The following is a 24941-nucleotide window of genomic DNA, read 5'->3' as shown; positions in this document are numbered from 1 at the left end:
AGACGACGTGGAACAGCCCGCCCCCCGCTCGGTCCCGGTCCAGCGGACCGTCCCGGCCAGCCCCGCCCCCGCGAGCGACAGGCCGATCCGCCTGGTGGCCCTCGGCGAGGAGCTCCTCGCCGGCGTGGGCGACGCCCGGGCGCTCGGCTGGCTCGGCCGGGCCGTCGCCAAGGAGCAGGGACCGAGACCGCGGGTCGAGCTGTACACGAGCGCGGTCCCCTCGGAGACCTCGGCCGACCTCTCCGAGCGCTGGGACGAGGAGGTGCGTCTGCGCACCGACGCCGAGGGCCTCGCCCAGGGCACCGTGGAGCATCGCGTGGTGCTGGGCCTGGGCGGCGGGGACGTCGATGCCGGCATCTCGCTGGCCCGTTCCCGTCTGAACCTCGCCAAGGTCCTCGACGGTCTCGAGCGGCTGCGGATCCCGGCGTTCGTCGTCGGCCCGCCGCCCAGCGCCGACCGCGCGCGCACCGACGCCCTCGTCGAGCTCTCCGGGGCCTTCGACGACGTCTGCGCGCGGCGCCGCGTGCCCTACGTGGACACCGTGCGCTCCCTCGAAGGCCACGAGCAGTGGACCTCGGACCTCGCCCGCAGCGGCGGCGACCACCCCGGGCAGACCGGCTACGGCCTCATGGCCTGGCTGGTCCTGCATGGTGGCTTCGGTCGCTTCCTGGGCACCTCCGACTGAACCAGCCGATCCCCTGTGACAGAATGCTGAGGTTGTCTGTCCGGGCGAAGGAAGGAGAGCGTGATGAGCAAGCGCGGTCGCAAGCGCCGGTCCCGTCGCAAGAACGGCGCCAATCACGGCAAGCGTCCCAACACCTGAGGCGCGCTCGCGCAGCGTGAGGGCGAGCCGATCCGTCGGCCCCGACGCGCAGCACCCCGAGCATCGACGAGGCCCCCTCCATCCGGAGGGGGCCTCGTCGCGTCAGGGGCCGGACCCGCCGGGGCAGGCCCAGGTCAGCCCGGGTCAGCCCAGGGTGTCGCGGCGCACCGTGGTGGAGCGGAAGGTGGCGCCGTCGGGCCCGTGCTCGACCTCGAGACGCTGGTACTGCACGCTGCGGTACTGCACGCTGATGCGCTCGCGCAGGGTCTGCGGGGCGGTGTCGTTCGCGCAGCAGCGCCGCACCAGGTCCTTCATGGCGCGCAGGCGCTCGAGCTCGTCGGCGCACTCGGGGCAGTCCTCGGCGTGGCGCGTCATGCGCTCGACCACGTCGCGCGGGAGCTCGCCATCCAGCGCCTCCTCGAGCCCGAACCGCAGGTCGCGGCGGGTCTCGTCATGCTCCTCGGTCATCGTCCCTCCTCCCCGTCGTCTGCTCCGTCCCGCAGGAACCCGCTGCTGCGCGCGTAGTCGCTCAGCGCTTCGCGCAGCTGGCGGCGTCCGCGGTGCAGCCGGGACATGACGGTGCCGATCGGCGTGTCCATGATCTCGGCGATCTCCTTGTAAGCGAAGCCCTCGACGTCGGCGAGGTAGACCGCCATGCGGTAGTCCTCGCGCAGGTCCTGCAGGGCCGTCTTCACCGCGGTGTCGGGCAGGCGGTCCAGCGCCTCGGCCTCGGCCGAGCGTAGACCGCGGCTCGAATGGGACTCGACCTCTGCGAGCTGCCAGTCCTCGACCTCGTCGGTCCACGACTCCCGCGGCCGACGCTGCTTCTGCCGGTACGTCGAGATGTACGAGTTGGTCATGATGCGGTACAGCCAGGCGCGCAGGTTCGTGCCCGGCGTGAAGCGATCGCGCGCCCGCAGCGCCTTGAGGTAGGTCTCCTGGACCAGGTCCTCGGCGTCCTGCGGATTGCGGGTCATGCGCAGCGCGCCGCCGTAGAGCGAGTCGAGGTGCGCGAGCGCCTCCGCCTCGAAGTCGAAGTCCTCGGGAGCCGTGTCCTCGGGGGCGGCGCCGGGGGCTCGGTCGCCGTCGTGATCAGTGGTGGTCATCAGGCTCCACGGTACGGCACCGGTCGGTGCGAGGACGGTCGTGCACGAGGTCCCGCGCAGGGACGAGCGGCGCGAGGGGAGGGCCGACGGGGGCCGCGTCCGCAGGCACGTGGTCATCGGCTCTCTCCTCTCCCTGCGCCGCAGGGCGCGCTGGTGCGAACGGTGGGGACGGTCCGCGCGGCGGCGGATGCTCATCGGCGACGAGGCCGGTCCGCTCCTGCGCTTCCCGTCAGGGTCCGCTCGGTGCAACGCGCACGACCCCTCGGCTGTTCCCCGGCGGCCGGACGCACGGGGCGGGGTGCGCGATAGGCTGATCACAACGCCGGGCCCCGCCCGGCAGAGTCCATCGAACCCGAGACGTGAGGACACCATGTCGCTCATCCGCCGCATCGCCCGCCCTGCTCTCGCCGCCCCCTTCATCTTCGAGGGCGTGCGCACCGCGATCTCCCCCGAGCGTGAGATCGAGGTCGCGCCCTCCGCCTTCGCCCAGGTCGACAAGGCCCTCGAGAGCACGTCGGCCCCCTCCTTCGTCGACTCCCGCACCGTGCTGCGCGCCACCGGCGCCGTCGCCGCCGTCGCGGGCCTCTCCTACGCAACCGGCCGCGCGCCCCGCACCGCCGCCGGTGTGCTGCTCGTGACCACGAGCGTGGGCCTGGCCGGGCGCAAGAAGGTCTGGCAGCTGCGCGGCGAGGAGCGCATGGACGAGATCAAGTCGATCCTCGCCGACGTCGGCCTGCTGGGCGGCGTGATGATCGCGGTGCTGGACCGCGAGGGCCGCCCGTCGCTGGGCTACCAGTGGGGCCAGTTCGTCGAGCGCAGCCAGAAGAAGGCCGCCGCCACCCAGCGCGACCTCGAGAAGAAGGCCGATCGGCTGACCAAGAAGGCCGGCAGCTCCTCGGGCTCGCTCTCGAAGAAGGCGAGCAAGAAGGCCGACGAGCTCAGCAAGAAGGCCTCGAAGAAGGCCGACGAGGTCGCCAAGCAGGCCAGGAAGTCCAGCGAGAAGCTCGCGGACCAGCTCGGCTGATCGATGTCGGAGGTCACCTGGACCGCCCTCGTCGCGGGCGGTCCCGTGGACGCGCTCGTGCGCGTCCCCGGCTCGAAATCGCTCACGGCGCGCTGGATGATGCTCTCGGCGATCGCCGATGCGCCCACGGCGCTGACGGGGGTGCTGGTCTCGCGTGACACGCGCCTGATGCGCGATGCCCTCGAGCGCCTGGGGGCGACGCTGAGCGTGGAGGGCGAGGCGCTGCGGGTCACGCCGCTCCCGCCGCCCGCGGAGCATGCCGAGGGGCCGATCGAGATCCACACGGGACTCGCCGGCACCGTCATGCGCTTCGTGCCGCTGCTCGCGGCCCTGCACCACGGCGATGTCTCCTTCACCGGGGACGAGTCGGCGCTGCTGCGGCCCATGGGACCGGCGATCCAGGCGCTGCGATCGCTCGGCGTCGAGGTCACAGAGACGGGCGAGCCCGGACATCTGCCGTTCGTCGTGCACGGACGCGGGCGCCTGGCCGGCGGGAGCATCGACGTGGACGCGTCGGCCTCGAGCCAGTTCATCTCGAACCTGCTGCTGGTCGGCGCGCGCTGCGATCAGGACCTGCGGGTGCGGCACGTCGGCGACTCCCTGCCCTCGCTCCCCCACATCGAGATGACGATGACGGAGATGCGCCGCGCGGGCATCGACGTCTCCCACAGCCAAGAGCCCGACGGCACCCATGTCTGGACCGTCCGCTCCGGACCGATCGCCTTCGGCGACGTGCGCATCGAGCCGGACCTCTCCAACGCGGGTCCGTTCCTGGCCGCCGCGCTGGTCGCCGGCGGGGAGATCGAGATCGCCGACTGGCCCCGCCGCACCGACCAGCCGGGTGACGCCTTCCGCACCCTGCTCGCGCGCATGGGCGGGGAGTTCTGGCGCGAGGACGAGGACGTGTGCGTGCGCGGCACCGGCGTCATCCACGGGATCGACGCGGACCTCTCGGCGACCGGCGAGCTGACGCCCACGATCGCCGCCCTCGCCGCCCTCGCGGACTCCCCCAGCCACCTGCGCGGCATCAAGCATCTGCGCGGCCACGAGACCGACCGCATCCATGCCCTCGCCACGGAGCTCTCGAAGCTGGGCTGCCGCACCGTCGAGCACGAGGGATCCCTCGAGATCCATCCCGGGCCCCTCACCGGCTGCGAGTTCGAGACCTACCAGGACCATCGCATGGCGACCGCGGGCGCGATCATCGGCCTCCGCGTGCCCGACGTGCGCGTGGTCGACGTCGCCACCACGCAGAAGACCCTCCCGGACTTCGTGGGCATGTGGCTGGCCATGCTGCACACGGACGAGGCGGGCGAGGCGCGGTGAGTCGCCGGATCCGCGACCTGGACGAGTCCGACGTCCGGATCCGGCCCAACCGCCGCGGCTCGCGGCCGCGCACGAAGATCCGCCCGAGCCACGACGACGCGATCCCGGCGTTCGTCACCGCCGTCGACCGCGGGCGCTGGCGCACCGTCGTCGGCTCCGGGACGCCCGGCGAGCACGTGGTCACCGCGATGCGGGCCCGCGAACTGGGCCGCACCCCGATCGTCCCCGGCGACGTGGTGGGTCTGGTCGGCGACACCAGCGGGACGGAGGGATCGCTCGCGCGCATCGTGAAGGTGCACGAGCGCTCCTCCTTCCTGAGGCGCAGCGCCGACGACGACGATCCGACGGAGCGCCCGCTGGTCGCGAACGCCGACCTCATGGTCATCGTCACGGCGCTCGCGGACCCCGAGCCGCGCGGCGGCATGATCGACCGCTGCCTGGTCGCGGCCTGGGTCGCCGGGATCGACGCCCTGCTCTGCCTGACGAAGTCCGACCTGCGCGATCCCGTCGACTTCCTCGCCCAGTACGCGCCGTTGGGCGTCGAGCACGTGGTCACGCAGCTGGACGCGGAGGGGGAGGTCGTCGGCGTCGAGGAGCTCGACGCGCATCTCCACGGCCGCACGAGCGTGCTCATCGGCCATTCCGGCGTGGGCAAGTCGACGCTGCTGAACGCGCTGGTTCCCGGTGCCGACAGGGCGACGGGACACGTCAACGACGTCACCGGCCGCGGTCGCCACACCTCGTCCTCGGCGCTCGCCCTGCGCCTTCCCGACCAGTCGGGCTGGGTGATCGACACCCCGGGCGTGCGGTCCTTCGGACTCGGGCACGTCTCCCCCGAGGAGCTGCTCGAGGCCTTCGCCGATCTCGCCCCGCTCGCCGAGGAGTGCCCGCGCGGCTGCACCCACGCCGCTGACGCCCCCGACTGCGCGCTCGACGCCGCGGTCGAGGAGGGGCGCGCGGGCTCGGCCGGTCCTGAGCGCCTGGCCTCGTACCGCCGTCTCGACGAGGCGCTGCGCCGCAACGACCCGTGGGAGGCGTGAGGGCGGCGGACCTGCGCGCGGCGTGGGAGGTGCCGGGAATCGGGGCGCCCAGGCCGTAGGGTTGGGCGCATGTCCTCTCGATTCGCCGACGATCTGCGGCTCGCCCATGTCCTCGCCGATGCGGTCGATCAGCTCACCATGTCCCGCTTCAAGGCCCAGGACCTCACGGTCGAGACCAAGCCGGATCTGACGGAGGTCACCGACGCGGACACCGCGGCGGAGGAGCTCGTGCGGGCCCAGCTCGCCCGCTCCCGCTCGCGCGATCAGGTGATCGGCGAGGAGTTCGGCTCCACCGGCCACTCCCCGCGCCAGTGGATCATCGACCCGATCGACGGCACCTCGAACTTCGTGCGCGGAGTGCCCGTGTGGGCGACGCTCATCGGACTCGTCGAGGACGGCGAGACGGTGGTCGGCCTGGTCTCCGCGCCCGGGCTCTCGCGCCGCTGGTGGGCGGGCTCCGGGACCGGCGCGTGGACGGGCACGCGCCTGAACGCGGCGACGAAGATGCAGGTCTCGGACGTGCGGACCATCGAGGACGCCTCGCTGTCCTACTCGTCGCTGCACGGGTGGGCGGACCTGGACAGGCTCCCCCAGATGCTCAACTTCATGCAGCGCTTCTGGCGCACCCGCGCCTACGGCGACTTCTGGTCGTACATGCTGCTGGCCGAGGGCGCTGTCGACGTCGCGACCGAGCCCGAGCTCAAGCTCCACGACATGGCCGCGCTCGTCCCGATCGTCACGGAGGCGGGCGGCCGGTTCACCTCTCTCGACGGCGAGGACGGCCCCTTCGGCGGCAATGCGGTGGCCACCAACGGCCACCTGCACGAGGAGACGCTCGAGGCCCTCGCACCGCGCGACTGACGCGCCGCGCCGAGGGGTCCGACGCGCGGGCCGCCGGCGCGTGTCCGCGCACCCGGCCGATACGATGGCCGTGTTGTCCACGCGCTGCGCGGTCCGCATCCGTGCGCGCACGTCACGTACACCGCGAAGGACCTGACCCATGACGATCAAGCGCGTCGCACTGCTCACCGCCGGCGGCTACGCCCCCTGCCTCTCCTCCGCCGTGGGAGGACTGATCGAGCGCTACACCGAGCTCGTGCCCGACGTCGAGATCATCGCCTACAAGCACGGCTACTGGGGCCTGCTCTCCGGCGAGAAGATCGTCGTGGACGACGAGGTGCGCAAGCACGCCGGGATCCTGCACAACTACGGCGGCTCCCCCATCGGCAACTCCCGCGTGAAGCTCACCAACACCGCCGACCTCGTGAAGCGCGGCCTCATCCAGGAGGGCGAGGACGCGCTCGAGGTCGCCGCGAACAAGCTCAAGGCCGACGGCGTGGACGTGCTCCACACGATCGGCGGCGACGACACCAACACCACCGCCGCGGACCTGGCCAAGCATCTCCACGAGAACGGCTTCGACCTGCAGGTCGTGGGACTGCCCAAGACGATCGACAACGACATCGTGCCGATCCGCCAGTCCCTGGGCGCGAAGACCGCCGCGGAGCAGACCAGCGTCTTCGCCCAGAACGTCCTCGCGGAGCACGGCTCGAACCCGCGCATGCTGATCATCCACGAGATCATGGGCCGCTCCTGCGGATACCTCACGGCGCAGGCCGCCGAGTACTACCAGCAGTGGCACGCCCAGCAGCAGTGGCTGCCCGGCATCGGTCACACGCCCGAGCGCTGGGACGTGCACGCCGTGTTCCTGCCCGAGATGAAGCTCGACATCGAGGGCGAGGCCGAGCGCCTCAAGGCCGTCATGGACGAGGCCGGCTGCGTGAACATCTTCCTCTCGGAGGGCGCGGGTATCCCCGAGATCGTCGCCGAGATGCAGGCGCGCGGCGAGGAGCCCGAGAAGGACCCCTTCGGCCACGTCAAGCTCGACACCATCAACCCCGGCCAGTGGTTCGCGAAGCAGTTCGCGGAGCGCCTGGGCGCGGAGAAGGTCATGGTGCAGAAGTCCGGCTACTTCTCGCGCTCGGCCAAGGCGAACGCGGAGGACCTGCGCCTCATCAAGTCCATGACGGACCTCGCCGTGCAGGTCGCCCTCGAGGGCGGCACCGGCGTGATCGGGCACGACGAGGAGCGGGGCGATCTGCTGCGCGCGATCGAGTTCGAGCGCATCGCCGGCCACAAGGCCTTCGACATCTCCCAGCCCTGGTTCGGCGAGGTGATGGCGCGCATCGGCCAGGACGTCGAGCCCGTCGAAGCCCACTGATCAGTCACTCCCGCCCATGAGCTGGCGCCGCCGGCTGCGCGCGCTCGTCGTCCCTGTACGGCGGGCGCGCGTCCTGTCCGCGGGCCCCGCGGGCGTCGGCTTCCGCGTCGACGGCTCCGCGCTCGACCTCGATGCCCGTCCCCGCCAGGGCGCGTTCGGCGACTGCTGGGTGGCGGCGGCGATGCTCGCGATCCACGAGGCGGCGCCCGCGCGCGTCGCAGAGATGATCAGGGCGCACGACGGGTCGAGCAGCGTCGGAGTCCTGCTGCGCGGGGGCCGCGTGCGCATCGCGGTCGATCGGGCGATGCCGGTCGACGCGCGGGGCCGCTGGGTGGGCGCACTCCAGTCCCGGTCCGGGGCCGAGACTGAGTCTGGGTCTGGGTCTGGGTCTGGGTCCGGATCCGCACCCGGGAGCGCCGCCGACGCACCGGGATGGCCGGGCCTCGTGGAGAAGGCCGCCGCGATCCATGTCGCCGGGTCCTACCGGATGCTCGGTCGGGGGCTCGGGCGGTTCGGCCTCCAGCTGCTCGCGGGGATCCCCGCGCGCACGCACGTGCTGCTCCCCCGCCCCGACCGCCTGCGGGGATGGCTCGACGAGGGGCGCGCCGTGCTCGCCTCCACCCACCCGCTCTCGCCCCGCGTGATGACCGCGGGCGGGCCGCTGCCGGCGAACCACGTGATGGCGATCGTGGGATGCGACCCGGCGACGGGCGAGATCTCCCTGCGGAACCCGTGGACGCCCGACGAGCTGCTCGTCGTCGACCGCCGGACGTTCCGCCGCGGCTTCCTCTCGATCGACGTCACCGCCCGCCCGCTGCGCTGAGGCGGCCGGGCCGCGTCAGCGTCGCGGGTCCACCGTCGCGAAGGCCTCGAGCCAGGCGTCGGCCAGCAGGCGGTGCCCCGCGATCGTCGGGTGCACGCCGTCCTCGGCGATGGTCGCCGGGGTGTGGCCCGCGGCGTAGGCGCGCTCCAGCAGGTGCTCGGAGTCCACGACGGGGTGGCCGAACTCGCGGGCGAGCGCCCGGATGCGAGCGACCTTGGGAGCGAGGTCCTCGTGAAAGCGGGCCTTCTCCTCGTCGATATCGGCGACGAACGGGAGGATCAGCAGCACGGGCACGCCCGGCCGCGCGCCCGAGAGCTGGTCGAGCAGATAGCGGTACCCGGCCTCGAAGTCCTCCACGGAGGTGGGGTCGTCGCTGTCGTAGCGGCGCCAGGTGTCGTTCACGCCCACGTAGAGGGTGACGACGTCGGGGGCGAGGTCCACGCAGTCCGGACCGAACCGCGCCACCAGGTCCGGCACGCGGTTCCCACCGATCCCCGTGTTCAGCACCCTCGCATCCGGCTCATGGGCCGCGAAGTGCTCGGCGATCAGCCGCACGTATCCGAACCCGAGGTGCTCCGGATCCTCGCGACGGCCGGCGTCGGTGATTGAGTCCCCGATGAAGACGAGGGTGCGGGCGGGGACGGCGGTGTCGTTCATGGGCTGATCTTCTCAGAACGCGAGGGCGCGCGTGCGGGGTCCGGACGTCTCGTGACGGCCGCGGGCCCCGGCCGCCCGGACACGCTCTCCGAGGCGAACCCGGTGTGCGAAGAGATCCTCATGACCATCGGGCGGCGCGGGGAGGACGAGGACGTCCACGCAGATGTCCGCGTGAGTCGCCGTATCTCCTACCCCTTGCTCCGCTTATGCACCCCATCTAGTGTGCTTATGTGCGTGCGAGTCGCGGAGCTGCCGCGCGCACGACCGATCCACACCCCACGGGACGGAGGACCCATGACCACCACCGCCACGCAGGCGCCCACGGCGACGACTGCCCGGGACACGGCCGCATCGAGCCCTGCCGAGCAGCGCTCCGAGATCTCCCGGCTCCCCCTCGCCCGACGCGAGGATCTGCCGACCGCTCTCCGGGAGCAGCTCGACGGCCTCGAGTCCCAGCTCGGCTACCTCCCGAACTGGGCCGCCGCCTCCGCCCTCGCCGGCGAGCACGCACAGCACCTCAACACCCTGCTGCTGGGCCTGCTCGGACGGAAGGGGGCGCTCAGCCAGGAGGACAGGGACTTCCTGGCCCTCGTCTCCTCGGCCGCCAACGGCTGCAGCTACTGCCGCCTGAACCACATCCAGTCCTACGGGAGGGCGATCCACGACCACGCGCTCGCCACCCGGATCGGCCTGGACGACCGCGAGGTGGCAGAGCTCGACGAGCGTCGCCGCGCGCTGGCCGATTTCGCGCGCACGGTCTCGCTCGACGTGCACGCCCTCGGGGATGCCGACATCGCGGGGCTCCGCGCGCAGGGCCTGAGCAGCGAGCAGATCATCGAGGCACTCTTCGTGGTCATCGCGTTCGCCGCCGGCAACAGGCTCACCGTCGCTCTGAACGTGCTGCCCGACGCGCAGTTCTTCGACGCATGAGCGCGCCCGCCTCCACCGCCGCCGCCGTCTCCCGCCTGCACGTGCCCTCCTCCGAGGAGCTCACGGATCGCACCCGCAGGCTGTTCGAGGCGACCGAGCGCACGGGAGGCTTCGTCCCGAACTGGCTGCGCGCCTTCGCCCTCGGAGGCGCCGACAACGACCGACTCAACGCCTACCTCTTCCCGCTCCTGGAAGGGTCCGACGGCAGGAGGAGCACCCTCACCGCCAGGGAGCGCGAGATCATCGCGACCGTCGTCTCCGTGGAGAACCGCTGCCCGTACTGCCACACCCTGCACATCGACGGCCTCGCACGCCACCTCGGCGACCACCACCTGGCCACTCGCATCGGGCTCGACCACCGCGAGGTCGACGAGCTCACGGAGCGGGAGCACGCTCTCGCCGAGCTCGCCACGACGATCACGCGCGCCCCGCGCGAGGTGACGCGGGAGCATCTCGATCACCTCCGGGAACTCGGCCTGGACGACGCCGGCATCTACGAGGCGATCCAGATCGCCTCCGTCATCAACGCCACCAACAGGATCTCGATCGCCCTGGCCGTGCTGCCGGACCCCGAGACCTTCGACGCCCAGAACGCCGCACTCAACAGCTGAACACCCCGCGCTTCCCGCACCGTCCCGGGCAGCGCGGACCGTCAGGAAGGAACGACGCCTTGTCGCGCATCCACCAGTCCATCGCCGAGCTCGTCGGCAACACGCCCCTGGTCGAGCTGAGCAACTACCAGAAGAAGCACGGGATCGCCGCGCACGTGATCGGCAAGCTCGAGTACCTCAACCCTTCGGGCAGCGTGAAAGATCGACTCGCGCTGGCCCTCATCGAGGACGCCCGGGCGAAGGGACAGATCTCCGAGGGCAGCACGCTGATCGACGTGACCAGCGGGAACACCGGAATCTCCCTCGCCTCGATCGGTCACGCGCTGGGGCTCGAGTTCATCCCCTACCTGGAGCCGGGCACCACCCAGGAGAGGCTGGACATCTTCAACGGCTTCGGCCTGGACACCCACTCCTTCACCGACATCGAGGAGATCGCCGACTTCGAGGAGAAGGGCCTCGTCATCGACGACCTCATCCGCGGCATCACCCGCATCGCCGAGGAGCAGGGCTTCCACTACGCCGGTCAGACCGTGAACGAGGCGAATCAGGAGTTCCACTACCGCACCACCGGCCCGGAGATCTGGGAGGACACCGACGGGCGGGTGGACTACTTCGTGGCGGCCGCCGGCACCGCCGGGACGATCGTCGGCACCGGGCGCTACCTGCGCGAGCAGAACCCCGACGTCACGATCGTCGGCGTCCAGGCGGCCGACTCCTCCCGGCCCGACAGCGAGGACTTCACGGGGAACATCATCGACGGCACCCTGCCCGTGCACGACGTCCCCGACGAGTTCGTGCCCACTCTGATCCGCTCGAACCTCGAGAACGGATTCGCCTTCGACGAGGTCATCGACGTGCAGGCGGAGGAGGCGTACCGCACCGCGCAGGAGACGGCCAAGACCGACGGACTGTTCCTCGGGACCTCCGCGGCCGCCGCGCTGACCGCGGCCCTGCGCATCGCCCGGCGACCGGAGGCCGAGGGAAGGAACATCGTGGTGATCTACCCGGACAACGGATTCAAGTACCTCTCCACAGGCCTGTACAAGCCGCTGGGGGACGCCGCGTGACTTCCCCGCCGCCCGATGCCCACTCCCCCGAGCACGTCCCGACGGGAGGCGGCGGGCGCGTCGCCGGCCGCACCGCGTTCATCACCGGTGCGGCCGGCGGCATCGGCTCTGCGACCGCGCTGCGGCTGATCGAGGAGGGCGCCCGGGTGATCGCGGTCGACCTGGACTCCCAGCAGGAGACCCTGCGCCGGCTGCGCGACGGCCTGTCCGATCCCGACGCCCTGCTCCCGCTCGCGGCCGACGTCACCGACCGCGACTCGCTCGCCGACGCCGCGGACCGCGGCGTCCGTGCCCTCGGCCCGCTCGACATCGTCTTCGCCAACGCCGGCGTGCTCCGTCCCGAGGGGCCGGTCGAGGACATCGACCAGGCCACCTGGGACGGCGTGGTCTCCATCAACCTCACCGGCGTGTTCCACACCGCTCAGGCCACGTTCCCGCACCTGAAGCGGAACCCGAGGGGGTCGAGCGTCATCCTCGCGTCCTCCACCGCGGGCGTGCGCGGTGGCGCGAACTCCTCCGCCTACACCGCGACGAAGACGGCCCTGGTCGGCCTCGCGGAGACCTGGGCGCACGAGCTCGGCCCCTATCGCGGGCGCGTGAACACGACACATCCCACCGCCGTGGGCACCGATCTGGTGCTGAACCGCCAGAACCTGCGCCGCTACCGTCCCGACATCCCCGATCCCCGGCCCGAGGACGTCATCGAGGCCTTCTCGCGAGGAAAGCTCCTGGACACACCGTGGATCGACCCGATCGACGTCGCCCACGCGGTGCTCTTCCTCGCCTCGGACGAGGCGCGCTTCATCACCGGTGCCCATCTCACGATCGACGCCGGATCGACCATCCGGTGGGGCTGAGCGGGAACGCTCCTCGCACTCGGTCCGTCCGGGCCCCGAGCACCACACCTCTGTGAAAGGAACTCACCCATGACCGACCCGAGACTGCAGCACCTCGTGGATCGCGCCGGCATCGACGACGCGATCAACGCCTACTCCCACGCGCTGGATCAGCGCGCATGGGAGCTCCTCGAGGACGCCTTCCTGCCGGACGCGGAGATCGTGCTCATCGACCGGGCGGTGACGCACACCCCGCAGAGTCTGGTCACCGCGCTCTCGGCGAACGATCGCACGCGCCTGAGCGGCCAGCACCTGGTGGGCAAGACTCGCGCCCGCATCGCGGACGGCGTCGCCCACGCGGTGACCGAGGCGTCGTGGACGACGCTGCAGAGCACGGAGGATCCGACCTCGTTCCTGCTGATCCGCGGCACCGGCGTCTACGTCGATGATCTGCGCCGGGTCGAGGCGGGATGGAGGATCGCGCGGCGCGAGCTGGCGCTGAAGTCGATCACCCGCGATCTCGTGCCTCTCGAGGACGACGACCTCGAGAACATCCGTCGGACGCTCGCACAGGAGTGGCTGTAGGCCGGACGGGGTGAGGCGGTCAGGGCCCTGCGGGGTCCGACGGGGCATCACCAGGGCATAAGTCGAAGGCCCCCGATCCGTTTCCGGATCGGGGGCCTTCTCTTCGTAGCGGGGGCAGGATTTGAACCTACGACCTCCGGGTTATGAGCCCGGCGAGCTACCGAACTGCTCCACCCCGCGGCGACATGTTCAACTCTAGGACACCCCCGATTCGGAGTCCAGCCGGGAGGGCGGGAACGTGTGCCATGACACGTCGCCGCCCTCCGACGGCCCTGGTCAGACGGGACTCCGAGCGGCCGCGGGCATCCGCGCGGGCGTCGGCCGGACCCACGAGCACGGGTCCGGCCGGCGCAGTCACGGTCGGCGGGTCAGTCCCCGCCGTCGCTCGCGCCCCCGCCGTCGCTCGCCGCGCCGCCGGAGCCGGAGCCGGAGCCCTCGATCTCGCTGTTGGCGTCGACCGCCCGCTGCAGAGCGTCGGAGAGCTCGTCCTGCGCCTTGCCGTAGGCGTTCCAGTCGCCCTTCTTCATCGCGGCGTCGGCATCCTTGGTGGCCTGGTCCATGTCCTTCAGTGCCTGATCCAGACGCTGCTGGGCGGTGCCGCCGGCCGTGTCCGACCCCGCGTCGCCTGAGTCGCCCGAGTCCTTCGAGGCGCCCGACGCGTCGCTCTTGTCGGCCTCCCCGCTCTCGGTGTCCACGGAGCCGGAGACCGCGCCGCTCTGGTCGCTCTCGACCTTCGCGTCGCCCGCGTTGGCCCCCGAGTCGCCCTCGAAGACCTTGTCGAGGGCCTCGTCGAGCGTCGGCGCGAAGCCGATCTTGTCCCCGAAGGACACCAGCACCATCTGCAGCAGCGGGTACTGGGTGCCGCCGCCGGCGGAGGAGGACTGGATGTAGACGGGCTGGACGTACAGCAGGCCGCCGCCCACGGGGACCGTGAGCAGGTTGCCGTTGATGACCTCGGAGTTCCCCGACTTCAGCAGGTTCAGCGCCTGCGAGACGTTGGGCTCGGCGTTGAAGGTGGCCTGGACCTGCCCGGGGCCGTTGACGGGGTTCGTCGTGGGCAGCACCAGGAGGTTCATCTTGCCGAAGGTCTTGGCCGGGTTCCCGGCCTTGTCCCCCGTCTCCGAGTCCACGGCGAGCAGGCCCGTCATCACGTTCTGCCCGCTCTGCCCCTGATAGGGGATGTAGTTCGAGGACAGGGTGAAGCGCGGGGACTCCTCCCCCGGCATCTGCATCGTGAGGTAGTACGGCGGCTGCGGGGCCTGCGTGCCCTTGGAGCCGTCGGCGTTGGTCGATGCCTTCGCCGTCGGGTCCGGCGAGACCTGCCAGAAGTCCTGCTGGCCGAAGAACTCGTCGGCCTCCGTCACGTGGTACTTCGCGAGGATCTCGCGCTGGGCCTTGAAGTAGTCGGCCGGGTAGCGCAGGTGGCTCATGAGGTCGCCGGAGATCTCCGAGGCGGGCTTCAGCGAGTCGGGGAACACCTGCTGCCACGACCTGAGGATCGGGTCGTCCGTGTCCCAGGTGTACAGGTTCACGCTGCCGTCGAAGGCGTTGACGGTGGCCTTCACGGAATTGCGCATGTAGTTGGCGTGCGCGTCCCTGTAGTTGTCGCTCGCGTCCTCCTCGGCGGTCTTGGAGTCGACCGTGGCGGAGTCCAGGTTCTGGCTCGTCGAGTACGGGTAGGCGTCGGTGGTCGTGTATCCGTCGATCACCCACACCATCTGCCCGTCCACGACCGCCGGGTACATCTCGGAGTCCAGCTGCAGGAACGGCGCGACCTCCTTCACGCGCTCCTGCGGCTGGCGGTCGTAGAGGATCTGCGAGTCGGAGTTCACGTAGCTGGAGATGACGATGTTGGGATCGCGGAACTTGATCGCGTACAGCAGGCGGTTGAAGAAGCTGCCGACCTTCGGGCCGCCGTCACCGGTGAAGGTGTTGTTGTGCTGGGCGCCCTCGTTCTTCTCGTCGGTTCCCGTCTGGTAGTCGAACTCCTCCGGCTCCGACCCTTCGGGCGCGCCGACGATCGAGTAGTCCGGCGAATGGCGGCCGAAGTAGACGCGCTCCTCGAAATCGCCCAGCTCGCCCTTGCCGGGGACTCCGGACTGCAGGAAGTCGGGCTCGCCGTCCGAGTTGCGCTGGTTGCCGAAGGCGGCCGCGAGGCCGTAGCCGTGCGTGTAGACGATGTGCCGGTTGACCCAGCCGCGGCTGTCGAGGTTGAACTTGTCGGGGCGCAGCTCGCGCACGCCGATCACGGTGTCCTGGAGGCGGTCGTCGATCGTGTAGCGGTCCACGCTGAGCACCTGGTCGAAACCCCAGTACTGGCGGTTCGCCTCGCGCTGCTCGAACGTCGGGGAGACGATCGAGGGGTCCAGCAGGCGGATCTGCGCGGTGGTGTCGGCGTCCTCGCGCAGCGCGCCCGCCTCGGCCGTGGTCGACGCGGAGTACGAGGTCTCGGTGACGTCGTCGACGTTCCACGCGGTGCGCGTCGCCTCGATGTTGCGCTGGATGTACGGCTGCTCGAGGGCGCGCTCGTTCGGGGTCACCTTGAACTGCTGGATGGCCCACGGGTAGGCGGTGCCCACCACGAGGGTGGAGAGCACCATGAGACCGGCGCCGACGGCGGGGATCCGCCAGTCGGCCCGCCAGATCCACAGCACGAACAGGGCCGCGACGATGACCGCGGCGATCGCGAGGATCGTCTGGGCGGGCAGGATCGCGTGGACGTCCGTGTAGGAGGCGCCGTCGAAGCGGTCGTGCTCGCCGGTGAGCATGCCGTAGCGGTGGAACCAGTGGCCCACGCCCAGCAGCAGCACGTAGGCGGCGGCGACGATCCCGAGGTGGCGCCGCGCGGTCGTGGTGACCTCGAGGCCGCTCTCCTGCGTCCAGCTGATCCCGCCGTACACGAAGTGCCCGGCGACCGCCGCGACCGCCGCGACCAGCACCATGAACTGCAGGAACGAGATGATCATCGTGATCACCGGCAGCGTGAACACGTAGAAGCCGACGTCGAGGCCGAACACCGCGTCGGTGCTGCCGTAGGACTGGGGGTGCAGGAACAGCTGGACATCCTGCCAGCGCCGAGTCGCGGCGAGCCCGGCGAAGGCGCCGATGACGATGGGCGCGACGATCGTGATGCCGCGGCGCAGCGGGTCCACGGCCGCGCGGAACTGCTCCATGGCCTCCTGCTCCCGCGTCACCGGCGGGTAGACCGGCCGATGTGTGTACGTCAGGCGCAGCGAGAAGAACAGCGGCACCGCGAACACCAGGAAGCCGCTCAGGAACAGGAGCCCCTGCGTCAGCCAGCGCGTGGTGAGGACGTCGGTGAAGCCGATCTGGTCGAACCAGAGGAATCTGGTCCACACCGCGGAGGCGATCAGCAGGAGGATCACGAGGAGCGCGAGCACGCCGATCGTGATCGAGAGCGGGGAGAGGCGGCGGCGCCTCCCCGACGAACCGGCACCGGCCGGCTGTGGTCGGGGTCGGGGCTGGTCACCGAGGGGTGCGGAGAAGCTCACGGGGTCCTCTGGGAGAGTCGTGGGATGAACACCGCACCGGGGCTTCATCGCCGGGTGGAGGAGACGCCGCTCCGGATACAGTGTGGGGCCGACCGCGTGCAACGGTGGCCCTCCCATCTTGCCAGGTCTCCCCTGGAAGGATTGTGATGAGTGAGACTCCCCGCGGGGCCGATGCCCCGCACGACGATCTCGACCCCGCGCAGGCGGCCCTGGCCGGCGTGCTCCTGGAGGTGCTCCGTCACCTCGAGGAGCCTGCGCTCGAGCGCGTCCACTGGTTCGCCCTCCTGCGCAGCGCTCAGCTGCTCGCCGAGCAGCCGGGGCTCGCGGCGCTCCTGGGCGATGACGTGGCGCTCAGCCTGGCTCAGGACTCCCGGCACCTCACTCCCGTCGAGCTCGACGACGTGCCCTCGGACTCCGACCCCCTCTCCTCCCTCTCCGCGCTCGCGTGGCCCGAGGGCATCACCGGCCTGGCCGCGTGCTTCGACCTGAGCGCCGCGCAGCGCGAGGAGCGCGCACCCGAGGACTCGCTCCCCACGGGAGCCGGCAGCATGCGGGCCGCGGTCGCCGCCCTCGAGGACGGCACCATGTTCTGCGCGGTGCGCCGCGAGGGCCACAAGGAGGTCACGCTCGGCGCGCAGCTCCTCCCCGATGTCGTCGCGGCGATCCGCGAGGCCGTCACCGGGGAGGAGTGAGCCCGGTCCGGAGCGGCGGTCCGGTTCAGAACGGCGCGTCGGCGCCGCCCGCTCCCTGACCGGCGAGCTGCCTGCTCTCGTCCTCGTCGGCCCCGGGGCCGTCCGAGGCGCCCTCGGGCGGCATGGCGGCGGGCGCACCGTCCCCGTCGTCGCCCACGACCCCGCTGAGGGGCCGCACCATGGAGGGCTGTCCGCCGGGGAAGACCTCTCCGGTGTTGATGTCGACGGGCGGATCGTCGTGGCGCTGGGCGCGCGCCATGTGCGTGGTGCCGAACACGAGATCGTGGCCCACCGCATCCGCCCGCACCTGCATGCTCCGACCCTCGGAGCCGTCCTCCCACGTCCACTCGGAGTAGCTGAGGCGGCCGGTCGCGATGACCGGATCGCCCTTCTTCACCGAGCGCAGCATGTTCCTGCCCAGCGCCTTCGTGCCGTAGATGTTGAAGAAGTCCGGAGTGGCAGCGTCCTTGAAGTCGTCGGTCCCCTTGTCGTAGTAGCGGCGGTTCACGGCGATCCGCACTATGACGGTCGGCTCGCTCTGGTTGTTCGTGGTGTGGGCGTCGCTCGTCGCGTTGCCGCGGACGGTGACGTAGACATCCCTCATGCTCATGGCGGGTTCCTTCCTCAGAGGCGGGGCTCGGCCCGCCGTCGGCCCTCTGCCGACTCCCCCAGAGTCCCCAGCGGCGACGCCGTCCGCCACGGTCGCTGCCGGAATGGGGATAACCCGGCGTTGGGGAGGACCCACGGGGACAAGCCGCGAACGCCGTGCCGTGAGCGGGGGGGGGGGACGGCCGGCGCATCGGTGCCTCCGCCCGGCCCCGCCGAGCCCACGAGACATGAAGAGACCGGCGGCCGGCTCCTCATCAGGAGCAGACCGCCGGTCGAGCTGATCGCTCGCCCCCGCAGGCGGCGCCGGTGCTCGGGCGCCCACGCAGGGGTCAGCGGATCAGGTGGGTCATGGCGTCTCAGGCGCCGGGGTTGACCAGGCCCTTCGTGCTGCGGGCGTTCTCGAACCGCGCCTGGACATCCGCCCAGTTCACGATGTTCCAGATCGCCTTCACGTAATCGGCCTTCACGTTCTGGTAGTCCAGGTAGAACGCGTGCTCCCACATGTCCAGCTGGAACAGCGGCACCGTCGCGACCGGGATCCCGTTCTGCTGATCGTAGAACTGCTCGATCACCAGGTTCCCCTCGATCGGCTCGTACGCCAGGATCGCCCAGCCCGACCCCTGGATCCCCAGAGCCGCCGCCGTGAACTGCGCCTGGAACGCATCGAACGACCCGAAGTACTCGTCGATCGCGCTCGCCAGCTCACCGGTGGGCTTGTCCCCGCCCTCGGGCGAGAGGTTCTTCCAGAAGATCGAGTGGTTCGTGTGACCACCCAGGTTGAACGCCAGATCCTTCGACAGCTGGTTGATCGAACCGAAATCGTTCGCCTCGCGCGCCGCCGCCAGCTTCTCCAGCGCCGTGTTCGCACCCTTCACATAGGTCGCATGGTGCTTGTCATGGTGCAGCTCCATGATCCGGCCCGAGATATGGGGCTCCAGCGCCGCGTAGTCATAATCGAGATCGGGAAGCGTGTACTCCGCCATGAGGTTCATCCCTTCCATTCGAGGTCGCGGGGACCGCAGACGGGTCCCGCCGTGTCCTCCATCCTGCCACGTCGGTCCTGCATGCGGGCAGGGCGCGTTCACACAGGATCCGCAGTTGACACGGCCACCGCCACAGGTCGGCCGTGCGCGGCCCGGACCGTCCCCGGCGCCCCGGCCCCGTTCGTCGGACCGCCTTGCGAGAATGGTCCGATGGCGAGCGCACGAGGTGCTGACCGGGGCAGCGGCTCCGGCACGGAAGCCGATGCCGGGGCGGCCCTCGCCCCGGCACCGGCCGCCCGTGCGATGCCGGAGCGGTTCTCCCCCGCCACCCGCGCGTGGTTCACCGAGGCCTTCGCCGCGCCCACGGCCGCGCAGCAGGGGGCATGGGAGGCGATCGGCCGCGGCGAGGACACGCTCGTGGTCGCCCCGACCGGATCGGGCAAGACCCTCGCCGCCTTCCTCACCGCGATCGACGACCTCGCCTTCGGCGGCGACGAGAGTCCCGGGACCACGTCCGTCCTCTACATCTCGCCGCTCAAGGCGCTGGGCGTCGACGTCGAGCGGAACCTCACTTCCCCGCTGGTCGGGACGATGCGCGCGGCCCAGCGCCTCGGGCTCGACCACCGCGAGCTGCGGGTGGGCGTGCGCACGGGCGACACCCCGCCTGCCGACCGGCGCCGTCTCCTCACCCGTCCGCCGGACATCCTCATCACGACCCCCGAGTCGCTGTTCCTCATGCTGTCCTCGTCCGCGCGCGAGACCCTCGCCGGCGTGCGCACCGTGATCGTCGACGAGGTCCACGCGGTCGCGGGCACCAAGCGCGGCGTGCACCTCGCGCTCTCCCTCGCCCGGCTCGACGCGATGCTCGACCAGCCTGCGCAGAGGATCGGGCTCTCGGCGACCGTGGAGCCGGTCGACGAGGTCGCCGCGTTCCTCGGCGGGGCGGACCGACAGGGAGGGGCGACCCGACCGGGCGGGGCGGGCCGTGGAGACGGCGCACCGGTTCGAGGAGGTGCGGTGCAGGTGGTGCGCCCGCCGTCGGCCAAGACCTGGGACATCGGCGTGCGCCTGCCCGTGCCGGACCTGTCCGCGATCGACCCGCCCGCCGACGCGGTCGACGAGGACGACGTCTCCGGGACGATCTGGCCGCACGTCGAGCGAGCCGTGCTCGCGGAGGTCCTCGCCCATCGCTCGACGATCGTGTTCACGAACTCCCGTCGCCAGGCCGAGCGCCTCACCTCGAAGCTCAACACCCTCCACCGCAGGCAGGTCGTCGGGGACGAGGCGGCCCGCGTGCTCGGAGCGGACGCGGACTCCGATCTCGTGGCCCGCTCGCCCGACGACCTCGCCGTCTCCCCCGACGAGATCGAGGACGTGGCCCGGGCGCACCACGGCTCGATGTCCAAGGAGATCCGCGCGAGCATCGAGGACCAGCTGAAGTCCGGCGCGCTGCGCTGCGTGGTCGCGACCTCCTCCCTCGAGCTCGGCATCGACATGGGCTCGGTGGACCTCGTGATCCAGGTGGAGACGCCGTTCAGCGTCTCGAGCCTGCTGCAGCGCATCGGCCGGGCCGGGCACGACGTCGGCGCGACCTCGCAGGGCGTCCTCCATCCTCTGCACGCCTCCGACGTGCTGCGCGCCGCCGTGACCGTGCACGAGGCCGTCGAGGGCCGCATCGAGCCCCTCGCGGTGCCCCGCAACGCCCTGGACGTGCTCGCCCAGCACACCCTCTCGGCGGCGCTCGCGGAGGACCTGGACGTCGAGGACTGGTTCGACCTGGTCCGCGAGGCCCACCCCTACCGCTCGCTGCCCCGCTCGGCCTTCGACCAGACGGTCGACCTGCTCGCCGGCCGGTATCCCTCGACCGCTTTCTCCGAGCTGCGCCCGCGGCTCGTGCACGACCACGAGTCGGGCACCCTGCAGGCGCGCCCCGGCGCGCAGCGGCTCGTCGTCACCAGCGGCGGCACCATCCCCGACCGCGGCCTCTACCCCGTGCACCTGGTCGCCGCCGAGGGGGACACACAGCCGCGCCGGGTGGGCGAGCTCGACGAGGAGATGGTCTACGAGTCCCGCCGCGGGGACGTCATCACGCTGGGCACCTCGAGCTGGCGGATCGAGGAGATCACCGCCGATCGCGTCACCGTCTCCCCTGCCTTCGGCCTCACCGGTCGCATCCCCTTCTGGCACGGCGAGGGAGCCGGGCGGCCGGCGACCCTGGGCCGCGCGATCGCGAGCATGCAGGCGGAGCTCGCGGCCCTCCCGGAAGAGACCGCCCGCGAGCGCCTGGGCTCCCTCGGCCTCGACGAGAACGCGCGCGGCGCCGTCGTCGACCACCTCGCCGAGCAGCAGCAGGCGACCGGAGTCGTCCCCGGCCCGGACCAGCTGGTGATCGAGCGCTTCCTCGACGAGCTCGGCGACTGGCGCGTCGTCCTGCACTGCGCGCTCGGCCAGCGGATCACCGGGCCGTGGGCCCTCGCCGTCGGCGCCCGCGTCGAGGAGAGGTACGGGCTGGACGGCCAGGTGATGGCGGCCGACGACGGCATCGTCCTGCGCATCCCCCACGGCGAGGAGCCTCCCGGGGCGGACCTGTTCGTGTTCACGCCCGAGGAGATCGAGGAGGAGGTGCAGCGGCTCGTCGGCACCTCCGCTCTGTTCGCCGCCAGGTTCCGGGAGTGCGCGGCCCGGGCCCTGCTGCTGCCGCGCCGCGACCCGCGCTCCCGGGCGCCGCTGTGGCAGCAGCGCCAGAGGGCCGGTCACCTGCTCGAGGTGGCCCGCCCCTATCCGCAGTTCCCGATCATGCTCGAGGCGGCGCGGGAGTGCCTGCAGGACGTCTACGACCTCCCCGCCCTGGTCGAGCTCATGCGCGGGGTCGCCGGACGCCGCGTGCAGGTGCGGGAGGTCGAGACGGACTCCCCCTCGCCCTTCGCGCGGTCCCTGCTGTTCGGCTACCTCGCCCAGTTCATCTACGACACCGATGCCCCGCTCGCCGAGCGCCGCACCGCCGCCCTCGCCCTGGACCAGTCGCTGCTCGCGGAGCTGCTGGGCAGCGTGAGCCTGCGGGAGCTGCTGGACGCGCGCGTGATCGAGGACGTCGAGCGCCGCGCGCAGGGCCTCGACGGGGAACGCCCACTGCGCGGCGCCGAGGATGCGGCCGACGCCCTGCGCCGCCTCGGCCCGCTCACGCTCGACCAGATCTCCGCGCGGCTCGGGGAGACGGACGAGCGCGCGGACGCTCACGCTGAGGACAGCGCCGCCGAGATCGGCCGCGAGCTCGTCGACGCGCGCCGCGCCGTCGCCGTGCGCATCGGCGGCGTCGAGCACCTGGCCGCGATCGAGGACGCGGGGCTCCTGCGTGACGCGCTCGGGGCTGCGCTGCCGCCCGGGATCCCCGAGGCGCACCTGGCGCCCGTGACGCGCGCGGTCGCGGATCTCGTCTCGCGATGGGCGCGCAGCCGCGGCCCCTTCGCCCCGTCGGACCTCGTCGACGCCTTCGACCTGGCCCCCGGCGTCGCGCGCACGGCGCTCGAGCAGCTCACCGCCGAGCGGGTCCTCCAGCAGGGCGAGTTCACGCCCGGGCGCGAGGGCGAGGAGTGGGTGGATGCCCAGATGCTGCGGCGGATCCGCCGCGCCTCCCTGGCCGCCTCGCGCAAGGACATCGCCCCCGTCCCCCATCCCGTCTACGCGCGCTTCCTCTCCGACTGGCAGCACCTGCCGGCGCGGCGACCCGACGGCCGCCGGGCCCGGGCCGACTGGCGCGGGGCCGACGGCCTGCTCTCGGTGATCGACCAGCTCGCGGGGGTGTCGCTGCCGCTGAGCGCCTGGGAGACCCAGATCCTTCCCGCACGCCTCCCGGACTTCTCCCCCGCCGCGCTCGACGCGGCCTTCGCCTCCGGCGAGGTGGTCTGGTCCGGGCACGGCCGGCTCGGGGCGGCCGACGGATGGGTGCGCCTCCATCTGGCCGATGCGCTCCCCCTGGGGCTCGATGCGGGCGCGCTCGAGGAGTCCGCGGCCGCGCTCACCGAGGGATCGCTGAGCGCCCGCATCCTCTCTCTGCTGCGCGACACCCCGGGCGCCCTGCGCCACGGCGAGATCCTCACCGCGCTCGCGAGCGGCACAGGGGAACAGGACGGCGAGGCCGCCCGCCCGCGGGACGTGCACGAGGCCCTCTGGGACCTGGCCTTCGCCGGACTCGTCACCAACGACTCCTTCGAGGCGCTGCGGACCTATGCCCTGGGCCCCGCACCCTCCCGCGGCGCGAGCCGTACGGGCGGCGCCGGGCGCTCGGGCCGCTCGCGTCCCCTCACCCGGCGCGGCGCGGCGCGACTCTCGGCGGCCATGATGCGACAGGGCGCCTCGGAGCCGTCGCAGCTGGTCACAGGGCCTGTCGGCGCGGGGCGGTGGTCGGCGCTGCGGGTCGAGGCGGTGGAGCCGTCGGCACGCTCCGCGGCACTCGCGACGCTGCTGCTGGACCGCCACGGCGTCCTCACCCGCGGTGCGATGGACGTCGAGGACGTGCCGGGCTCCTTCGCGGGCGTCTACCGGGTGCTCTCGACGCTCGAGGAGGCCGGCAGTTGCCGGCGCGGCTACTTCGTGGACGGCCTCGGGGCCTCGCAGTTCGCGCCCGTGGAGGCCGTGGACCTGCTGCGCGACCGCGAGCACGAAGCGCAGTCGCGGCGGGACGCAGGAGCGGATGCCCGCGAGGGCGGCGCCGGGCCGTCGACGCTCGTGATCGCCGCGACCGACCCGGCCAACCCCTATGGCGCCGCGCTGCCCTGGCCGGCCCTGCCCATCGCCCCGCCCGAGGGCACGACGGCACGGCCCGCACGCCGCGCCGGGACTCTCGTCGTCCTCGTCGACGGCGAGGTCGCCGCCTTCGTCGAGCGCGGTGGCAAGAGCCTGCTGTGGTGGGCCGACGAGGACGCCACGCCGCTCGTGGCCGAGCAGCTCGCCCGCGCGATCCGCGAGGACGCCCTGCTGCCGCAGCTGCAGGTCGAGCGGATCGTCGGGCACGGGCTCGAGGACGCCGAGGTCGCCCACGTGGTCCGGGCGCTCGTCGACGCCGGCTGCTACCGCTCCCCGCGGTCGCTGCGCCTGCGCGCGGGAGGCCGCTGATGCCCGAGGGCGACACCGTCTTCCGCCAGTGCCGGATCCTCCACGAGGCCCTCGCCGGCGCCGAGATCACCCGCAGCGACCTGCGGGTGCCGAGCGCCGCGACCGCGGGCCTGCGCGGCTGGAGGGTGCAGGAGGTGGTCCCGCGCGGCAAGCACCTGCTGCTGCGGCTGCTCCCGCCCAGCGGCCCTGGCGCGCCCGGCGGTCAGGTCACGTCCACCCGAACGGCCGAGCCTCTCACCCTCCACAGCCACCTGATGATGGACGGGATCTGGCACGTCGACGGCAACTCCCTGCGCTCGAGCGACACGAGCGCCGGCCCTCGTCCCCCGCACACCGCCCGCGTGGTGCTCGAGGCACTCCGCGACGACGGCCGCGAGGTCCGGGCGGTCGGATACGACGTGAAGCAGGTGCGGCTGCTGCGCACAGCCGACGAGGACGAGCTCATCGGCCACCTGGGTCCCGACCTCCTGGACCCCGACTGGACCGACCGGCATCGTGCGCAGGCGCTCGAGAACCTGCGTGCACGGCCCGAGCGGCCCGTGGGCCTCGCCCTGCTGGATCAGCGGAACCTCGCAGGGATCGGCAACATCTATCGCTGCGAGCTGTGCTTCCTGCACCGGATCCACCCGTCGGCCCCGCTGCGCGAGGTCGCGGACCTGCCCGGCATGGTCGACCTCGCCCAGCGCCTGCTCACGGTGAACACGGGCCGCGCGGTGCGGATGACGACCGGCGGGATGATGGGCCGACGCGGCGACCTGTGGGTCTACGGACGCGCCGGGGAGCCCTGCCGCCGCTGCGGCGCCCGCATCCAGCGCGGCGAGCTGCTCGAACCGGAGATCGAGGGCTCCGAGGGACGCGTGATCTTCGTGTGCCCGCGCTGCCAGGCCGGTGGCCCTGAGGACGGAGCGCCGCGAGCCGCCGCGGGGACACGAGGATCCCGGCGGCGCGGGTTCAGGACCTGACCCCCCGCAGAGATCGTGCGTC

Annotated in this window: 22 protein-coding genes and 1 tRNA gene; 16 read left to right on the top strand and 7 right to left on the bottom strand. The window is 72.0% G+C overall.

What is annotated here, in order from left to right:
• Positions 1–7: 7 nt before the first annotated feature.
• Entirely contained in the window at positions 8–685 is a 678-nt protein-coding gene (locus tag M4486_RS02295) for a GDSL-type esterase/lipase family protein (RefSeq protein WP_249479364.1), read from the top strand.
• Positions 686–748: 63 nt separating this feature from the next.
• Positions 749–823, top strand: a complete 75-nt coding sequence (locus M4486_RS19895; RefSeq protein WP_370645926.1) for a 50S ribosomal protein bL37 — start codon at positions 749–751, stop codon at positions 821–823.
• Between the two features lie 144 nt (positions 824–967).
• Here the strand turns inward: M4486_RS19895 and rsrA are convergent, their stop codons facing one another.
• Both rsrA and M4486_RS02285 read right to left on the bottom strand, forming a co-directional pair.
• Entirely contained in the window at positions 968–1291 is a 324-nt protein-coding gene (gene rsrA / locus M4486_RS02290) for a mycothiol system anti-sigma-R factor (protein WP_249479363.1), read from the bottom strand.
• Positions 1288–1929 (bottom strand): sigma-70 family RNA polymerase sigma factor, encoded by a 642-nt coding sequence (locus tag M4486_RS02285; protein WP_249479362.1) that lies wholly within the window; start codon positions 1927–1929, stop codon positions 1288–1290. The genes rsrA and M4486_RS02285 overlap by 4 nt, the downstream gene beginning before the upstream one ends.
• Before the next feature lie 370 nt (positions 1930–2299).
• On the opposite strand from M4486_RS02285, the gene M4486_RS02280 reads away from it, so the two are divergent.
• The 6 genes from M4486_RS02280 (at position 2300) to M4486_RS02255 (ending at position 8363) form a co-directional block, all read left to right on the top strand.
• Positions 2300–2953 (top strand): hypothetical protein, encoded by a 654-nt coding sequence (locus M4486_RS02280; protein ID WP_249479361.1) that lies wholly within the window; start codon positions 2300–2302, stop codon positions 2951–2953.
• A 3-nt stretch (positions 2954–2956) separates the two neighbouring features.
• Positions 2957–4279, top strand: coding sequence for a 3-phosphoshikimate 1-carboxyvinyltransferase (gene aroA, locus M4486_RS02275; RefSeq protein WP_249479360.1), 1323 nt, complete (start codon positions 2957–2959; stop codon positions 4277–4279).
• The gene (gene rsgA / locus M4486_RS02270; protein ID WP_249479359.1) at positions 4276–5319 is read left to right on the top strand and encodes a ribosome small subunit-dependent GTPase A; all 1044 of its coding nucleotides are present in this window, start codon (positions 4276–4278) and stop codon (positions 5317–5319) included. The genes aroA and rsgA overlap by 4 nt, the downstream gene beginning before the upstream one ends.
• A 69-nt stretch (positions 5320–5388) precedes the next feature.
• Entirely contained in the window at positions 5389–6180 is a 792-nt protein-coding gene (locus M4486_RS02265) for an inositol monophosphatase family protein (protein ID WP_249479358.1), read from the top strand.
• Between the two features lie 139 nt (positions 6181–6319).
• A complete protein-coding gene (locus M4486_RS02260; protein WP_249479357.1) occupies positions 6320–7540 on the top strand; it encodes a pyrophosphate--fructose-6-phosphate 1-phosphotransferase in 1221 nt (406 codons plus the stop codon).
• Between the two features lie 16 nt (positions 7541–7556).
• Positions 7557–8363 carry a calpain family cysteine peptidase gene (locus tag M4486_RS02255; protein ID WP_249479356.1) on the top strand — a complete coding sequence of 269 codons (807 nt, stop codon included), beginning with the start codon at positions 7557–7559 and terminating at the stop codon, positions 8361–8363.
• Between the two features lie 15 nt (positions 8364–8378).
• Here the strand turns inward: M4486_RS02255 and M4486_RS02250 are convergent, their stop codons facing one another.
• Entirely contained in the window at positions 8379–9020 is a 642-nt protein-coding gene (locus M4486_RS02250) for an SGNH/GDSL hydrolase family protein (protein ID WP_249479355.1), read from the bottom strand.
• A 294-nt stretch (positions 9021–9314) separates the two neighbouring features.
• On the opposite strand from M4486_RS02250, the gene M4486_RS02245 reads away from it, so the two are divergent.
• The 5 genes from M4486_RS02245 to M4486_RS02225 all read left to right on the top strand — a co-directional run bounded on the left by M4486_RS02245 (position 9315) and on the right by M4486_RS02225 (position 13049).
• Positions 9315–9950, top strand: coding sequence for a peroxidase-related enzyme (locus M4486_RS02245; protein ID WP_249479354.1), 636 nt, complete (start codon positions 9315–9317; stop codon positions 9948–9950).
• Complete coding sequence (locus M4486_RS02240) at positions 9947–10561, top strand: peroxidase-related enzyme (RefSeq protein WP_249479353.1); 615 nt, start codon at positions 9947–9949, stop codon at positions 10559–10561. The genes M4486_RS02245 and M4486_RS02240 overlap by 4 nt, the downstream gene beginning before the upstream one ends.
• Before the next feature lie 59 nt (positions 10562–10620).
• Positions 10621–11628 (top strand): PLP-dependent cysteine synthase family protein, encoded by a 1008-nt coding sequence (locus tag M4486_RS02235; RefSeq protein ID WP_249479352.1) that lies wholly within the window; start codon positions 10621–10623, stop codon positions 11626–11628.
• Complete coding sequence (locus M4486_RS02230; RefSeq protein WP_249479351.1) at positions 11625–12485, top strand: SDR family oxidoreductase; 861 nt, start codon at positions 11625–11627, stop codon at positions 12483–12485. Before M4486_RS02235 ends, M4486_RS02230 begins: the two co-directional genes overlap by 4 nt.
• Positions 12486–12554: 69 nt before the next feature.
• On the top strand, positions 12555–13049 hold the full coding sequence (locus M4486_RS02225) for a nuclear transport factor 2 family protein (protein ID WP_249479350.1): 495 nt from the start codon (positions 12555–12557) through the stop codon (positions 13047–13049).
• A 106-nt stretch (positions 13050–13155) separates the two neighbouring features.
• On the opposite strand, the gene M4486_RS02220 is transcribed toward M4486_RS02225, so the two are convergent.
• Both M4486_RS02220 and M4486_RS02215 read right to left on the bottom strand, forming a co-directional pair.
• Positions 13156–13229 (bottom strand) — tRNA-Met (locus tag M4486_RS02220).
• 188 nt (positions 13230–13417) lie between these two features.
• Positions 13418–16561 (bottom strand): UPF0182 family membrane protein, encoded by a 3144-nt coding sequence (locus M4486_RS02215; protein ID WP_249479349.1) that lies wholly within the window; start codon positions 16559–16561, stop codon positions 13418–13420.
• A gap of 146 nt (positions 16562–16707) precedes the next feature.
• Between M4486_RS02215 and M4486_RS02210 the strand changes: the two genes are divergently transcribed.
• Positions 16708–17253: a PPA1309 family protein gene (locus M4486_RS02210; protein WP_249479348.1), complete on the top strand. Its 546-nt coding sequence runs from the start codon at positions 16708–16710 to the stop codon at positions 17251–17253.
• A 25-nt stretch (positions 17254–17278) separates the two neighbouring features.
• On the opposite strand, the gene M4486_RS02205 is transcribed toward M4486_RS02210, so the two are convergent.
• Together M4486_RS02205 and M4486_RS02200 are read right to left on the bottom strand one after the other, a co-directional pair.
• On the bottom strand, positions 17279–17863 hold the full coding sequence (locus tag M4486_RS02205) for a single-stranded DNA-binding protein (RefSeq protein WP_249479347.1): 585 nt from the start codon (positions 17861–17863) through the stop codon (positions 17279–17281).
• Between the two features lie 355 nt (positions 17864–18218).
• Entirely contained in the window at positions 18219–18845 is a 627-nt protein-coding gene (locus tag M4486_RS02200) for a superoxide dismutase (RefSeq protein ID WP_228359569.1), read from the bottom strand.
• A gap of 303 nt (positions 18846–19148) precedes the next feature.
• Here M4486_RS02200 and M4486_RS02195 point away from each other — a divergent pair, with 303 nt between their 5' ends.
• Together M4486_RS02195 and M4486_RS02190 are read left to right on the top strand one after the other, a co-directional pair.
• On the top strand, positions 19149–23957 hold the full coding sequence (locus M4486_RS02195; protein ID WP_249481051.1) for an ATP-dependent helicase: 4809 nt from the start codon (positions 19149–19151) through the stop codon (positions 23955–23957).
• Positions 23957–24919: a DNA-formamidopyrimidine glycosylase family protein gene (locus M4486_RS02190; RefSeq protein ID WP_249479346.1), complete on the top strand. Its 963-nt coding sequence runs from the start codon at positions 23957–23959 to the stop codon at positions 24917–24919. The genes M4486_RS02195 and M4486_RS02190 overlap by 1 nt, the downstream gene beginning before the upstream one ends.
• Positions 24920–24941 lie beyond the last annotated feature (22 nt).

The organism is Brachybacterium kimchii (assembly GCF_023373525.1).
In the GTDB taxonomy this organism is placed as follows: domain Bacteria; phylum Actinomycetota; class Actinomycetes; order Actinomycetales; family Dermabacteraceae; genus Brachybacterium; species Brachybacterium kimchii.
Note: the sequence above shows the minus strand (reverse complement) of the source record. Positions and strands in the feature narration are given on the sequence as shown.

Excerpts from the sequence above, each read along its gene's own strand:
- M4486_RS02190 (WP_249479346.1), top strand. The coding sequence starts at position 23,957 with ATGCCCGAGGGCGACACCGTCTTCCGCCAGTGCCGGATCCTCCACGAG.
- M4486_RS02280 (WP_249479361.1), top strand. The coding sequence starts at position 2,300 with ATGTCGCTCATCCGCCGCATCGCCCGCCCTGCTCTCGCCGCCCCCTTC.
- M4486_RS02285 (WP_249479362.1), bottom strand. The coding sequence starts at position 1,929 with ATGACCACCACTGATCACGACGGCGACCGAGCCCCCGGCGCCGCCCCC.
- aroA (WP_249479360.1), top strand. The coding sequence starts at position 2,957 with ATGTCGGAGGTCACCTGGACCGCCCTCGTCGCGGGCGGTCCCGTGGAC.
- M4486_RS02255 (WP_249479356.1), top strand. The coding sequence starts at position 7,557 with ATGAGCTGGCGCCGCCGGCTGCGCGCGCTCGTCGTCCCTGTACGGCGG.
- M4486_RS02260 (WP_249479357.1), top strand. The coding sequence starts at position 6,320 with ATGACGATCAAGCGCGTCGCACTGCTCACCGCCGGCGGCTACGCCCCC.
- M4486_RS02225 (WP_249479350.1), top strand. The coding sequence starts at position 12,555 with ATGACCGACCCGAGACTGCAGCACCTCGTGGATCGCGCCGGCATCGAC.
- M4486_RS02195 (WP_249481051.1), top strand. The coding sequence starts at position 19,149 with ATGCCGGAGCGGTTCTCCCCCGCCACCCGCGCGTGGTTCACCGAGGCC.
- M4486_RS02250 (WP_249479355.1), bottom strand. The coding sequence starts at position 9,020 with ATGAACGACACCGCCGTCCCCGCCCGCACCCTCGTCTTCATCGGGGAC.
- M4486_RS02205 (WP_249479347.1), bottom strand. The coding sequence starts at position 17,863 with ATGAGCATGAGGGATGTCTACGTCACCGTCCGCGGCAACGCGACGAGC.
- M4486_RS02245 (WP_249479354.1), top strand. The coding sequence starts at position 9,315 with ATGACCACCACCGCCACGCAGGCGCCCACGGCGACGACTGCCCGGGAC.
- M4486_RS02210 (WP_249479348.1), top strand. The coding sequence starts at position 16,708 with ATGAGTGAGACTCCCCGCGGGGCCGATGCCCCGCACGACGATCTCGAC.
- M4486_RS02265 (WP_249479358.1), top strand. The coding sequence starts at position 5,389 with ATGTCCTCTCGATTCGCCGACGATCTGCGGCTCGCCCATGTCCTCGCC.
- M4486_RS02240 (WP_249479353.1), top strand. The coding sequence starts at position 9,947 with ATGAGCGCGCCCGCCTCCACCGCCGCCGCCGTCTCCCGCCTGCACGTG.
- M4486_RS02200 (WP_228359569.1), bottom strand. The coding sequence starts at position 18,845 with ATGGCGGAGTACACGCTTCCCGATCTCGATTATGACTACGCGGCGCTG.
- rsrA (WP_249479363.1), bottom strand. The coding sequence starts at position 1,291 with ATGACCGAGGAGCATGACGAGACCCGCCGCGACCTGCGGTTCGGGCTC.